General features: G+C 52.4%; 13 protein-coding genes. 2 read left to right on the top strand and 11 right to left on the bottom strand.

Features of this window, described 5'->3' with window-relative positions; translation table 11 throughout:
* Positions 1–130: 130 nt before the first annotated feature.
* From KP22_RS12485 to pdxB, 11 genes are all read right to left on the bottom strand, one after another.
* Complete coding sequence (locus KP22_RS12485; RefSeq protein WP_039298363.1) at positions 131–910, bottom strand: lysine/arginine/ornithine ABC transporter substrate-binding protein; 780 nt, start codon at positions 908–910, stop codon at positions 131–133.
* Between the two features lie 413 nt (positions 911–1,323).
* Positions 1,324–1,896: a UbiX family flavin prenyltransferase gene (locus tag KP22_RS12480; protein ID WP_039298360.1), complete on the bottom strand. Its 573-nt coding sequence runs from the start codon at positions 1,894–1,896 to the stop codon at positions 1,324–1,326.
* 217 nt (positions 1,897–2,113) lie between these two features.
* A complete protein-coding gene (gene purF / locus KP22_RS12475) occupies positions 2,114–3,631 on the bottom strand; it encodes an amidophosphoribosyltransferase (RefSeq protein ID WP_039298357.1) in 1,518 nt (505 codons plus the stop codon).
* A gap of 21 nt (positions 3,632–3,652) precedes the next feature.
* Positions 3,653–4,153 (bottom strand): colicin V production protein, encoded by a 501-nt coding sequence (gene cvpA / locus KP22_RS12470; protein WP_010298532.1) that lies wholly within the window; start codon positions 4,151–4,153, stop codon positions 3,653–3,655.
* Positions 4,154–4,466: 313 nt separating this feature from the next.
* Positions 4,467–5,207 (bottom strand): cell division protein DedD, encoded by a 741-nt coding sequence (dedD, locus tag KP22_RS12465; protein ID WP_039298353.1) that lies wholly within the window; start codon positions 5,205–5,207, stop codon positions 4,467–4,469.
* Positions 5,197–6,465 carry a bifunctional tetrahydrofolate synthase/dihydrofolate synthase gene (gene folC / locus KP22_RS12460; protein WP_039324556.1) on the bottom strand — a complete coding sequence of 423 codons (1,269 nt, stop codon included), beginning with the start codon at positions 6,463–6,465 and terminating at the stop codon, positions 5,197–5,199. Before folC ends, dedD begins: the two co-directional genes overlap by 11 nt.
* 105 nt (positions 6,466–6,570) lie before the next feature.
* Positions 6,571–7,488 carry an acetyl-CoA carboxylase, carboxyltransferase subunit beta gene (accD, locus tag KP22_RS12455; RefSeq protein WP_039324554.1) on the bottom strand — a complete coding sequence of 306 codons (918 nt, stop codon included), beginning with the start codon at positions 7,486–7,488 and terminating at the stop codon, positions 6,571–6,573.
* Between the two features lie 224 nt (positions 7,489–7,712).
* On the bottom strand, positions 7,713–8,375 hold the full coding sequence (locus KP22_RS12445; protein ID WP_039297044.1) for a DedA family protein: 663 nt from the start codon (positions 8,373–8,375) through the stop codon (positions 7,713–7,715).
* A gap of 192 nt (positions 8,376–8,567) precedes the next feature.
* Positions 8,568–9,419, bottom strand: a complete 852-nt coding sequence (gene truA, locus KP22_RS12440; RefSeq protein ID WP_081923352.1) for a tRNA pseudouridine(38-40) synthase TruA — start codon at positions 9,417–9,419, stop codon at positions 8,568–8,570.
* A complete protein-coding gene (locus tag KP22_RS12435) occupies positions 9,419–10,429 on the bottom strand; it encodes an aspartate-semialdehyde dehydrogenase (protein WP_039324630.1) in 1,011 nt (336 codons plus the stop codon). Before KP22_RS12435 ends, truA begins: the two co-directional genes overlap by 1 nt.
* A 115-nt stretch (positions 10,430–10,544) precedes the next feature.
* On the bottom strand, positions 10,545–11,681 hold the full coding sequence (pdxB, locus tag KP22_RS12430) for a 4-phosphoerythronate dehydrogenase PdxB (protein WP_039298338.1): 1,137 nt from the start codon (positions 11,679–11,681) through the stop codon (positions 10,545–10,547).
* A 334-nt stretch (positions 11,682–12,015) separates the two neighbouring features.
* Here pdxB and KP22_RS12425 point away from each other — a divergent pair, with 334 nt between their 5' ends.
* Both KP22_RS12425 and flk read left to right on the top strand, forming a co-directional pair.
* A complete protein-coding gene (locus tag KP22_RS12425) occupies positions 12,016–12,894 on the top strand; it encodes a DMT family transporter (RefSeq protein WP_039298336.1) in 879 nt (292 codons plus the stop codon).
* Between the two features lie 93 nt (positions 12,895–12,987).
* Complete coding sequence (gene flk, locus KP22_RS12420; protein ID WP_039324629.1) at positions 12,988–14,214, top strand: flagella biosynthesis regulator Flk; 1,227 nt, start codon at positions 12,988–12,990, stop codon at positions 14,212–14,214.
* Positions 14,215–14,254 lie beyond the last annotated feature (40 nt).

Below are 14,254 nucleotides of genomic sequence, written 5' to 3'. Positions count from 1 at the left end.
TGTGTTATCGGTCAGGAGCACGACACGGGAGGAACGTTCCCATGTCGTATTGTCCTGCGGATCCGCTACACAATTTACCGTGATAACGAAATTTTACCATGATAACGAAATGTGAATAGTGGTGACGAAATTAACCGCCATAGACGTCAAAATCGAAGTATTTTTTCGCGAAGGTGTCGTAAGTACCGTCTTTACGCATCGCTTCAAAGGCTTTATCCAGCGCCGCTTTCAGTTCGGTATCCGCTTTACGCAGACCCATACCGGTACCGACACCAAAGAACTTGTCGTCTTTTACTGCCGGACCAGCAAACGCATAGTCTTTGCCCATATCGAGTTTCAGGAAACCTTCACTTCCTGCCACTTCGTCCTGAAATGCCGCATCGATACGACCTGCGCTCAGATCGGCGTAAATCAGATCCTGATTTTGGTAAGCGACAACGTCAACACCTTTTGGCTGCCAGTTCGCGTTGGCAAAAGCCTCCTGCGTTGATGCCTGCAATACGCCGACACGCTTACCGCCAAGAGAAGCCAGCGTTGGCTCGATGCTCGCGCCTTTCTTCGCAATCAGGCGTGCATTGGCAGCATACAGCTTCTCTGTGAAGGCAATTTCCTGCTGGCGTTTTTCGGTAATGGACAAAGAAGAGATGATGGCATCAATTTTTTTAGCTTTAAGAGAGGGAATTAACGCATCAAAGTCGCTTTCCACGAACGTACAGTTAGCTTGGATACGCTTGCACAACTCTTTCGCCAGATCGATATCAAACCCAACCAGCTCACCGCTGGCATTTTTGGATTCAAAGGGAGCATAGGTAGGATCGGTGCCGATTTTAATATTTTTAGGAATCTCCGCCATGGCGCTGCCCGCAGCCAGAATGAGTGCCAGCGGCAAAACTTTGATCAGTTTCTTCATATTGCTACCCTTATCATAAGTGATTGATGTCATGTGTCGTCAATGTCGGGAGATATACCGATTTATTGCTTTAAATATGAACGATATGAGTGCTATTTGTTTTCTACGCCGACTATTACAGTTTTCATAAGCAGTATTCATGCCACAATGAACGTAAAGTCGTTGTAAAAACCCCATGAGTAAAATATGCAGAAAATGATGGTTAACCCTTTGATTAGGAAAATTTTTCTGAGATTTTTTTTGGCGCGTAACAATAAGAATAGATAACATTAGCGCGAATACAAAAACCCAAATGCACTATTTAAGTGCTCTTATGTGCGAAATTAGTGCAATGTGATAAAAAAGCACCAAAAAAGGGCAGTAAAGGTTTACTGCCCCATGAGAAAAAATAGCGTGGCTGGGTCTCTATCCCGCTATGACGCACCCTGCCAGCGAGTAAAGAGCTCTTCCGGCAGGTCGATATCAAACTGATCCAGAATACGATTAACCGTCTGATCGACAATATCTTGCACACTTTCTGGGCGATGATAGAACGCAGGCACCGGCGGCATGATTATCGCGCCCAGCTCAACGGCAGTGGTCATCAGCCGTAAATGTCCTAAATGCAATGGCGTTTCACGCACCCCTAACACCAGGGGACGACGTTCCTTCAACACCACATCGGCGGCACGGGTCAACAGATTGTCGCTGTAGCTGTGCACAATGCCGGAAAGGGTTTTTATCGAACAGGGCAAAATCACCATCCCCGCCGTTTTAAACGATCCAGAAGAGACGCTGGCAGCGATATCGCGCGTGTCATGCACCACATCGGCTAATACCTGTACGTCACGCAGGCTAAAATCCGTTTCTAACGCCAACGTCTGCCGGGCGGCCTGACTCATGATCAGATGCGTTTCAATACCTTCCAGCGTGTGTAACACCTGTAGCAGTCGGATGCCATAAATGACACCGCTGGCACCGGAAATCCCTACAATGAGTCGCTTCATTCATACTGCCTCTGGCTGGCCGCGTCAGTAAAAACGCGGAAAAATCATCTGCGCAAACTTTGCCGTATTGATTGGTGATAAGCAAGGACAAGCACCGAAACGGTGTTTTTATATACAGCCGGATTTTTTATATACGACGTGTTTTATATAGAAAAAAGGGAGGGCACTTTCGCGCCCTCCCCCTTCAATACAACCGGCCTTAACGTATGGCTAGCCGTTAACCTTCGTTGTGCAGTTCCAGATCTTCGACTTCATTCTGGCTACGTAGCGCCTTGGCATCGTCGTTGCGCAGCATTTCCAGATAATCCAGATAGCCTTGATCGACGTCTTTGGTCACGTAAATCCCGTTGAACACCGAGCATTCAAACTGAGCGATATCCGGGTTGTCTTCACGTGCCGCATCGATCAGATCGTCGAGATCCTGGAATATCAGCTCATCAGCACCAATAATCTTACAGATCTCATCCACTTCGCGACCGTGAGCGATCAGTTCATTAACGCTCGGCATATCGATGCCGTACACGTTAGGGAAGCGAATTTCCGGTGCCGCAGAGGCCAGATAAACACGCTTGGCTCCTGCTTCACGCGCCATCTCCACAATCTGCTCTGACGTTGTACCACGCACGATGGAGTCATCCACCAGCAGCACATTCTTGTCACGGAACTCAGCACGGTTGGCGTTCAGCTTACGGCGTACCGATTTCTTACGCGCCTGCTGCCCCGGCATGATAAACGTGCGGCCAACATAGCGGTTTTTCACAAATCCCTGACGATACGGTTTGTTGATAATGCGCGCGATTTCCAGCGCGATATCACAAGAGGTTTCAGGAATCGGGATCACGACATCAATATCAAGATCTTCCCACTGACGCGCAATCTTTTCACCGAGCTTCTGGCCCATGCGGACGCGGGCGCTATAGACCGAAATTTTATCGATGAAAGAGTCCGGGCGAGCGAAGTAGACATATTCAAACAGGCACGGGTTACTCTTAGGATTCTCTGCGCACTGACGGGTAAACAGCTGTCCTTTTTCCGTAATGTAGATCGCTTCTCCCGGCGCCACATCGCGTAAAAACTCAAAGCCCAGCGTATCCAGCGCGACGCTTTCAGACGCCACCATATACTCGCTGCGGCCATCTTCCAGATCGCGCTTACCGATAACCAGAGGACGAATCCCGTTAGGATCGCGGAAAGCCACCATGCCATGGCCGATAATCATGCCAACACAGGCATAGGCACCGCGAATTTGCTGGTGCGTCGCGGCAACGGCCGCAAAAATATTATCGGCCTCCAACGGGTAGTGTTGGAAACGGTCCAGTTCTCTGGCGAAAATATTCAACAGAATTTCAGAATCAGACGTGGTGTTAACGTGACGACGCTCCTGCTCGAACAGCTTTTTACGCAGTTCGTGGGCGTTAGTCAGGTTACCGTTGTGAGCCAGCGTGATGCCGAACGGAGAGTTGACATAAAAAGGCTGTGCTTCCGAGGCGCTGGAACTGCCCGCGGTCGGATAACGCACATGACCAAGCCCCATGTTGCCCTGTAAGCGTTGCATGTGCCGCGCTTCAAACACATCTTTCACCAGGCCATTGGCCTTACGCAGGCGAAAACAATTAAAGGCATCGATGGTCACAATACCCGCAGCATCCTGCCCACGGTGTTGCAACACCGTTAACGCGTCATAAATCGACTGGTTGACCGGTGTAAAACCGGCGATACCGACAATACCGCACATGGTGTCTTTTCCTCATCAGCGCTACCGCAGCGGTAAATGCTGCGGCAAGAAACTTGACGTGCTTTGCAGGTAGTCAAAAAACCACCTGATAATATAACTGAACTGCGGGATTAACTGGGACTGCTTCCAGTCATCACTTTGTGAAAAACCGGTGAACGTATCCAGAAAGAATAGCAGTGCGGAAACGATCAGCACCCCGCGCAGCGCACCAAAACAGATGCCCAGAACGCGATCGGTGCCGGATAATCCGGTACGTTCAACCAGTGAACTAATCACATAGTTGACGATAGCTCCCACAATCAACGTTGCAATAAACAGAATGGCAATCGCAATGCCGTTACGCACCAGCTCATCATCAAAACGGGTGAAGTAGACCGCGAGGTAGGCGTAGTAATGACTGGCAACAAAAAAAGCACATCCCCAGGTTACTAACGACAGCGCTTCGCGAACAAATCCCCGGATCAGGCTAACCAGAGCCGAAAATCCGATGATGCCAATAATGACGTAATCAACCCAAACCATGAACTATCCTAATAATGAACGATGCTACCGATAAGCCGCTACGTCATCCTGTTCGCGGCGCATTCTAACAGAAAAAGAAAACGTTTGCGTAGCGTATTTCCGCCGATTTCATCGATAGATAATCAGGCGAAAAAACTGACAGCGCGTCATGCCTGATTCCATTAACTATCGGCATATCAAAACTTACTACAGGCATCTTAAAATGGGAGCGGGGTCGAGAATCACTGGTGTGAACCTCATCCCCGCCGCCTGTTTTTGCTTACTCATGTGACTGATTGCGGACAACCATCACGTTATTATCACGCTCGCGATCTTAACGAACGGAATGCGCTCGCACCTGTCCGCTGAGTCCACTGAGCTGTTGCAGTTCGCCCAACGAAGACTCCAGCTTCTGCTTCGAAGCATCCGGTCCGACATAAATACGGGTGATCTGTCCTGAAACCGGCGTTGATGGCACGGTATACGCGCGATAACCAGAGAGACGAAGCTTGGCGACAATTTCGTTCACCTTATCCGCATTTTTCAGCGCACCAAGCTGCACAATATAGGCCTGTCCGACAGGCGCTTGCTGCGTCGGCTGAGTTTCAGGCTTCACTTCCGGTTTAGGCTCTGGCTTCGGTTTCACTTCTGGCTTCACCTCAGGTTTTGGCTGAGGCTTTGGCGTCACTGGCGCTGGCGTCTGAAGTGGCGGACGCTCGACCACCACCGGCGGTGCCGTCATGGCTGGCGTATTTGTACCCGAACGAGACGATGATGGTGGCGTGGAAGTTTCGGGAGCCTTGGTTTCAGGTAATTTAGTTTCCGGCGCTTCAGATTCCGCACTGTTCTGCATCGCCGCTTCCGCCCCTTCCGGTGGCTGACTCGGCAACGACGGGTTCAGCGCAGGCAGCGATTCCATCTCATTGCTGTCGCCCGGTTTAGGGATCAGCGGAATCGACGCAAATTCGTCTTCGTAGTGCTTCTTTTTACCATCCAGCAGGCCAGGTAAGACGATCACGCCCAGCGCGACCAGAATAACCGTGCCGACCAGGCGGTTCTGAAATTTACTCGCCATTCGCCTTCTCCTCATCCAGCGCTTCCATCACATGCGCTACCGTATGAAAAGATCCACACACAATGACAATATCCTGTTCCGTCGCGTCGGACATCGCCTGCTGCCAAGCGGTCACAACATCGGGGAACGATTGACTGCGCGTTAGGTGCTCGGCAATCTGCTGCGCCGTTGCACCTCGCGGGCCTTCTAGCGGTGCGCAATACCACTCATCAATTAACGGCGTTAAGTGAGCCAGCGTACCCGCGATATCTTTATCCGACAACATACCGACAACAGCCCGCATTTTTCCGGTTTTCGGTAACCCAGCCAGACGGTTTGCCAGATACGCCGCCGCATGAGGGTTATGTGCAACATCAAGAATCAACCGCGGTGATTCCTGCACCACCTGAAAGCGCCCCGGCAATGCCGTGCGCTGTAAACCTTGACGAATCGCTTCTTCACTCACGTTGAGTGAAGAATAGTGTAGTGCAGCCAGCGCTGTAGCGGCATTCGGCAGTGGGACATTAGGGAGTGGCAGGCGCGACAATTCACGCTGCTTATCCTGCCAGCTCCACGTTTCACGCTGAACCGAAAACTCCCAGTCACGACCACGACGACGCAGCAATGCACCTTTCTCAGCGGCAACATCGGCAATCGTTCCTGGCATATGTGGCTCACCAACGACGGCAGGCCTACCCTGCCGGAATATCCCGGCTTTCTCACGACCGATACTCTCCCGATCGCAACCTAGCCAGTCGGTGTGATCGATCGCAATGCTGGTGACCACAGAGACATCCGCATCCACAATATTGGTCGCATCCAGACGCCCGCCTAATCCTACTTCCAGAATGACGACATCCAGATTCGCTTGCTTGAAGAGTTGCAGTGCCGACAGCGTACCGAATTCAAAATAGGTGAGCGATACAGACCCTCTTCCTGCTTCGATATCGGCAAATGCCTGCGTATGCTGCGCGTCGGACAATTCGTTGCCCTGAATACGCACCCGCTCGGTATAGCGAACAAGATGGGGAGAGCTGTACACGCCAACCCGTAGCCCGGCTGCCAACAGAATAGACTCCAGCGTACAGCAGGTGGTTCCTTTGCCGTTCGTCCCCGCGACGGTGAAAATCGTGGCGGCAGGCTGTAGCAGTTGAAGATGTTCAGCAACCTGCTTAACGCGATCCAGACCTAAATCAATGGCCTGAGCGTGCAGGTGCTCAAGATAATGAAGCCACGTGACCAAAGGTGACGTGGCTTGAGGTGTTTGAAGAGTATCCATGAGTCCCGTTCACTAGCTTACGGTTCATTGCGGGCAGAGCGGGCGCATGACTATTCCGTCGAGAACAACGTGGTCGAATGCCACACGCCCTGCCCATCATGTCAATTATGCGTCATCCTGTGATGATTCAGACGGCGCATCGCTGCGGATTTCCACGTCATCATTGCTCGGTTCTGGATGATTCGTCAGTTTGGCAAGGATGGTGGCCAGCTTGTAGCGCATTTCCGGACGACGAACGATCATATCAATCGCCCCTTTCTCAATCAGGAATTCACTGCGCTGGAAGCCCGGCGGCAATTTTTCACGCACGGTTTGTTCGATAACGCGTGGACCGGCAAAACCAATCAGCGCTTTCGGTTCGGCAATATTCAAGTCACCCAGCATCGCCAGACTTGCAGAAACACCGCCCATGGTCGGGTCAGTCAGCACAGAGATATAAGGCAAGCCGCGCTCACGCATTTTTGCCAGTGCCGCACTGGTTTTCGCCATTTGCATCAGCGACATCAGCGCTTCCTGCATACGCGCACCGCCACTGGCGGAGAAGCACACCAGCGGGCAACCGTCTTCCAATGACTGCTCAACGGCACGTACAAAGCGCGCCCCCACAACGGACGCCATTGAACCGCCCATGAAAGCAAACTCAAACGACGCGCACACAACTGGCATGCCGTAAAGCGTGCCTTTCATGACAACCAGCGCGTCTTTCTCATCGGACTGTTTCTGCGCAGAAACCAGACGATCTTTATATTTTTTGGAATCCCGGAATTTCAGGACATCCTTCGGCTCCAGTTCACTTCCCAGCTCGACAGTGTTTTCTTTATCCAGAAAAGCCTGTAGACGGGCTCGTGCGGACAGACGCATATGGTGATCGCACTTCGGGCAAACCCCCAAATTACGTTCCAGCTCAGCACGATAAAGAACCTGACCGCAGCTATCACATTTTGTCCAGACCCCTTCAGGGATGTTCGCTTTACGGGTCGGTGTGATATTGCTTTTGTTAAGAATTCGTTCAATCCAGCTCATTGATAACCTTTCTGCTTGAACCTGGCAAATGCCAGTCCGCTGTTCATGTTATTCCCTGACAACATTGCCAATGAAAAAATGCCTGAGACGCACCATAATCGCGGTACAAAGGCATCGGCACCAAGGATGTTCCCAAGAACAGACCATAAATGCTGCCCATTAAACCATAACGCTCCGGGACTGTGGATAAAAAACTGGTCAAACCGGATGTTAAAATACGTCACTTATTTCACATTGCCGCGCGTGGCTGCTCTACGGTGGCGGGCAATTTCAATAATACCCGGCAGGATAGAGAGAAAAATAATCGCGACAATCAGTAATTTCAGATTTTCCTGTACCACAGGCAAATCGCCAAACAGGTAGCCCGCATAGGTGAACGACAACACCCACAGTAGCGCACCAATGACATTATAGGCTGCAAAATGCCGATAACTCATGTGCCCCATCCCGGCGACAAACGGGGCAAATGTTCTCACAATCGGGACAAAGCGCGCCAGAATTATCGTCTTGCCACCGTGACGTGCGTAAAACGCATGCGTTTTATCCAGATAGCTGCGGCGGAAAATCTTTGAGTTCGGGTTGCTAAACAGCTTCTCACCAAACAGTCGCCCAATCGTGTAGTTCACTGCATCGCCCGTAATCGCGGCAATAATCATCAGGAACACCATCGTATGCACATTCAGATCGTTCGATGGCAGCGCAGCCAGCGCTCCTGCGACAAACAGCAGCGAATCTCCCGGTAAAAACGGCGTCACCACCAACCCTGTCTCACAGAACAGAATCAGGAACAAAATGGCATAAACCCAGACACCATATTGCGCCACCAGTTCTGCCAGATGAACGTCAATGTGCAGAATAAAATCAATAATAAACTGTATAAATTCCATCACAACTTCTTCTCCCAAAGTGTATAGCGATCGTACACGGTCGATATACGCAAGGCAGCCGCACTATCCGTGTTACCTTGCGTATAGCATGCTAAATAGCATCATCCTTACTACGCGTTACACACTACTTTTGGCCCACTGCCATCCGGCAGCGTGTAACACGCAAAAGGCGTACTCATGGCAGCAAAAACGTCAATCCGCTAAAAAGAGCGGCCCCATCGTGGGTTGTGGCAAAGCAAAACGCGCAGGGTAATCTACCGCCACCAAATACAACCCTTCGGCTCGGGCGGTTGCGCCCGCCAACGTACGATCTTTGGCCGTCAGCAGTTCCGCAATCCACGACTCGGGGCGATTGCCACACCCGACGTCCATTAGGCTACCAACGATGTTGCGCACCATATGGTGGACGAACGCATTGGCCTTAATATCTACCACGATATAGTCACCGTGACGTGTAACCTTTAAATGATTTACATTGCGCCACGGCGTGCGCGATTGGCACTGCACCGCACGAAAAGAGGTGAAATCATTCTCCCCCAGCAGACACTGCCCGGCGCGCTCCATCCGTTCAACATCCAGAGGGTGATAAAAGTGCGTCATGCCATGCGAGAGCACTGCGGGGCGATAGCGGTGATTATAGATAACATAGCGGTAGCGACGTGCCGTTGCGCTGAAGCGCGCATGGAAATCCTCATCCACTGCTTTCACCCAGCGCACGGCGATATCTGGCGGTAAGTTCGCATTCACGCCCATCGTCCAGGCTGCGTCTTTTCTGATCGCATGCGTAGTGAAGTGCACAACCTGCCCAGTACCATGAACCCCAGCATCGGTTCGTCCGGCGCAAAACACCTCTATCGGTTCATCCGCGACTTTACTCAGCGCCTTTTCAAGACAGGCCTGCACGCTAGCAACATCGACCTGACGCTGCCAGCCATAATACAGGCTGCCGTCGTACTCAATACCTAGCGCGATTTTCAGCGGGGCGCGTTCGTTCTCCGCAATGGCGGCGGCTTGAATAGCCTCCGCCTGAGTGGTTTCCGACATTACCCGAGATACTCCTGCACCAGACATTCTGCCGTTTCTACTGCCATCAGTGCGCCGCCGAAACGCGCGTTATCGGCAACTGACCAGAATTGTAGCAGCTCAGGAATGCCATAATCATTACGCAGACAGCCGACGCTCAGTTGCCCATTACCGGAAGCGTCACCCACTTGCGTCGGGTAATCCTGCTCATCGCTGACCTCAATATTTCCGGCATTGAGCAGTTCGTCACGCGCTTCTTCCGCAGACAGCGGGCGCAATGATTCGAGATGAACAATCTGTGCGTGACCATAGAATACGGGGGATTGAATGCAGGTCACCGAAACGGGTAATCCTTCATCCTGCAAAACCTTACGCACCTGATCGACCAGACTGCGCTCTTCGCGCACGCTGCCTGCATCATCGGGCAGTAAAGGCAACAGGTTGAACGCCAGCTGTTTCGGGAACAGCCCTTCTTCAGGTGGAATACCATTCAGCAGACGGGCACTTTGCCCGGCCAGATCGTCTATCGCCGCTTTGCCGTATGCGGAAACTGACAGCATATTAACGACATGCAGGCGCGAAAGCCCAGCCGCATCAGTCAGTGGTTTAATCGCCGTCAGCAGTTGGCTGGTCAGGCTGTCCGCCACCGCAATAATATTGCGGTTACGGTAATCCGCCAGCGTATGCGTATTCACGCCAGGCACCACCAGCGGCACATCCGGCTCCAATGCAAACAGGCCGCTGCTGTCGATGACCAGACAGCCTGCATCCCCCGCGGCTTCTGCGTAGCGGGCGCTGACATCTTGCCCAGCAACAAAAAACGCCAGTTGCGCCTGTGACCAGTCAAAATCAGCCACATCGGTAACCAGACAGGATTTGCCGTTAAAACGTATGGTTTCACCCGCGCTACGTTCGCTGGCCAGTGGATACAGTTCACCCACCGGGAATTCGCGTTCCTGTAATAATTCCAGTAACGCCGTGCCTACTGCGCCCGTTGCGCCCAGCAGAGCAATATTCCAGCCGTCAGACATTTGGTTCTCTCCCAAATTTTGAATGAAACACAAATCATGAATGAAACCGACAGACGATAGTGACATCCTCTGTCAGTTCATGAATAAAAAAGAGTCATGCTTGTGCAGAACGCCGTTAGCGTGCGCTCCGCACTGACGCCGTGAATCCCAGCGCGTTCAGACAACCTGCGCTCTCAGCATCGGCGCAGATAACATGGAGTGACGACCATTCGCGTCGTTCCTGATAATGTTTACGCAGGCGATCAAACTCGCCTTCCTGATGTGCGACATGGCGCAACAGCGCATCGTCTCGGCGCACATCATACACCAGATGCACCAGACGTTTTAGCAGTGCCTCATCCAACGGTGCAGTTAATGCCACCTGGGCATAGTCTGGCTCAGGTAACAGCGACGAAAGCGCAATCTGCTGCGGTGTTCCGATAAACTCGCTCCAGGCTTCAAAAACCTGAGTAGTACCGCGTGCTTTTCCTTCCAACGTATAACCGGCGATATGCGCCGTGCCAACGTCCACTCGCGCCAGCAAAGCGGTCGATAACGCCGGTTCTGGCTCCCACACGTCAAGAATCACACTGAGTTTTTTGCCCTGTTGCAGCGCCTCAAGCAATGCAGCATTATCCACCACCGGGCCACGGCAGGCGTTAATCAGGATACGTCCGTCCGCAAATGCGTTCAGTACGGTGGCATCAATCAAATGATGCGTTCGGTACGGTCCGTCGAGATACAGCGGCGTATGCAGCGTCAGAATGTCGGCATCACGCACCAGCGTTTCCAGCGGCAGAAAATCGCCCGCATCGCCACGATCGGCACGCGGTGGATCGCACAACAGCGTTTTTACGCCCCAGGCTTTCAGTCGCGCATCCAGACGCCTGCCGACATTCCCCACGCCGACAATGCCGACAGTTTTATCACGCAGTTGGAAACCATCACGTTCGGCCAGCATCAGCAAAGAAGAAAACACATACTCCACCACCGCAATAGCATTACAGCCAGGGGCGGCAGAAAACGCGATGCCGTTAGCATTCAACCAGGTATCATCGACATGGTCGGTGCCTGCCGTCGCGCTGCCAACAAATTTTACCGCCGAGCCTGACAACAGATCCGCATCCACCTTCGTGACCGAACGCACCATCAGCGCATCTGCGCCTGCCAGCAGTTCCCGCGGCAAAGGGCGTCCCGGTACAGCCTGAACCTCACCCAAACGGCTGAAAAGCTCGCGAGCATAAGGCATATTTTCATCAACCAGAATCTTCATTGTTTTCTCCGGGATCTGTAGCCAGCCAAAAAAAGCGGGGAGATATTTTGCCACCGAATGGGGCAGAAACCCAAGGCAATTACGCTGCGATATCTTTCCTCCATCAGTTCATATCGATGCTGCATCACCATCGATCCTACGATAGGTAGCAATTTACCGCGGCATAACTCTATCCAGGCCGCGTAAAAGGGGATATCGGATTGACGACCCGACAAGGTTGATAGTCGTCACGTGGCTCTGTTATGTTGTTTGCCATTGCCGCACTTGCCCCATTTTTATCTACCAGACTGGCAACCGGTGCATTTTCCGTCTGGTTCGCTATGAGAAACTCACGTTGAACGCCCTATTTCCCATTATCGCCGTCCTGATTTGGTCAGTTAACATCATTGTCAACAAGCTCTCCGCTACCGTCATCGACCCGGCTGCCATTTCGTTTTACCGCTGGCTACTGGCGTTTCTCGTCATGACGCCGTTCATGCTACCAAACCTTCGCCAGCATGCGGCGGCCATTCGCCAACACGCATGGAAACTGCTGGTGCTGGGTCTGCTCGGCATGGTGTTGTATCAAAGCCTGGCCTACTACGCCGCACATACGATCAGCGCCGTGATGATGGGGATAATGGGATCGCTTGTGCCGCTGCTCACCGTCTTGCTCAGCATTCCTCTGCTGCGCGTCGCGCCCACGCTGGGCGTGCTGCTCGGTAGCCTACTGTCTCTGGCAGGGATTGTCTGGCTGATCAGCGGAGGACACCCTGAACAGATTCTGGCACAGGGTATCGGCCCCGGTGAATTCATGATGTTTTGCGCCGCGTTGTCCTATGCAATATATGGCGTGCTGACCAAACGCTGGAGCATCCCTCTACCCAACTGGGTATCGCTCTACGTGCAAATTGCCTTTGGTGTGGTAGCACTGATTCCCAATTTCTTGCTGACCGATAATGTGCAACTCAACGGCGAAAACCTGCCGCTGGTGGTTTTCGCTGGCATCATGGCCTCAATCATTGCACCTTTTTTGTGGATTCAAGGAGTTATGCGTCTGGGAGCTAGCAAGGCCGCCATCTTTATGAACCTGACGCCGATCTTTACGGCGATGATTGCGATTGGCCTTTTGCACGAACCTTTGCACCATTATCATCTGGTTGGCGGGGGCATCACGCTACTCGGCGTTATCCTCGCTCAACGCTTGCGCATCCCACTCGGGCGCACCGCTTAAGATTCGTGTCGTTTTAGATGACGCATGACTATCGGCCGTCACGGGAGATTGTTATGATTCATCTCAATCATGACGGCAGTGAGGATGACCGATATGCAACCTGTAAGTGGCCCGGGTGCCCCGCTGCCCGGCGAACGTTCGGTTACGCCGACTGCTACATCGTCAACTTCTGCATCCTCCTCTAACGCCGCAGGCTCAGCCAACGGCGATCGACCATTAACGCTGGCGCAGCGCACGACATTGGAAAATCTGGTGCTTAAAGTTGCCGCGCTAACAACGGCAAAGGCAGCAGAGGTCTGGACGACGGTAAAACAGGGATTAGGGCTGGCAGAAAATAATGAACTTCAGTCCCGCCACTATCAACCTGCCGAGCAAATACTCCAGACGCGTTTAACACAGGCGCAAGATAATGGTGAGCGTCAGCCGTTGCTCCAACGCCTGACGGATATGCTCTCTCAGGGAAATAATCGTCAGGCAGTCAGTGATTTCATCCGGCAACAGTTCGGCAGCACCACGCTAAGCACGCTCAGTAAAACACAGCTACAACAGGTGGTCACGCTGCTGCAAAATGGGCAAATCCCACAATCAACACCGTCAGCCGCAGCGGCTCAAGCCGCCAATTCGCCCGAACGCCCGCTCTCACCTATTGAACAACGCGGCTTGAATCAGTTAGTCACTCGGTTAGCGGCCATGACTGGAGAACAGCCTGCAAGAGTGCTGAGCAACCTGATGATGATGCAGAATCTTAACGCCGGCGACGCGATCCCGTTAAAGCATCTGCCTATGCTCACGCAGTTCCTGCAAGCGCAGGTTGAGCTACAACAGGCGCAGACGCTGCTTCGCACCACCTCGATGCCGCAGGGAACACCGACCAATACAGGAACGGCAGGCGCCTCGCCAGAACTGCTAACGGCTAACGCGAATCTGGCATCAGCAACAAATCTATCGTCACAGCCACTGACGACACAGAACATGCTGCTTTCCCCGAACCTTGCGCCGTTGCAGGCTCTGTTACAACAGCCTATGACCGTACAGGAACAGCAGTTATTGATGGATTACACGCAGAACCGCTTCAATATCGGCTTGCAAACCCCGTTGACACCGGTGCAAATTAGCGACCTACTGACGTTGCTATTTACGCAACGCATTCAGCGCTCACAGGAAACTGACTGGGCCGCAACCTCGCAGCTACTGCATCCGCTGTTTAACCCTTTGATTGCCTCACTACCGCTCAGTTGGCAATCCCTATTCCATAAGCCGATGTTTCTGGTGATTGTCAGCACCTGCGTGGCCGCATTTCTGCTCTGGGTTTTGCTATAGCACAAAATGAGCCCGCGTAATGCATGTTAAACCTAACCAC

Source organism: Pectobacterium betavasculorum (assembly GCF_000749845.1).
Taxonomy (GTDB): Bacteria; Pseudomonadota; Gammaproteobacteria; order Enterobacterales; family Enterobacteriaceae; genus Pectobacterium; species Pectobacterium betavasculorum.
This window is presented reverse-complemented; position numbering and strand designations above follow the sequence as displayed.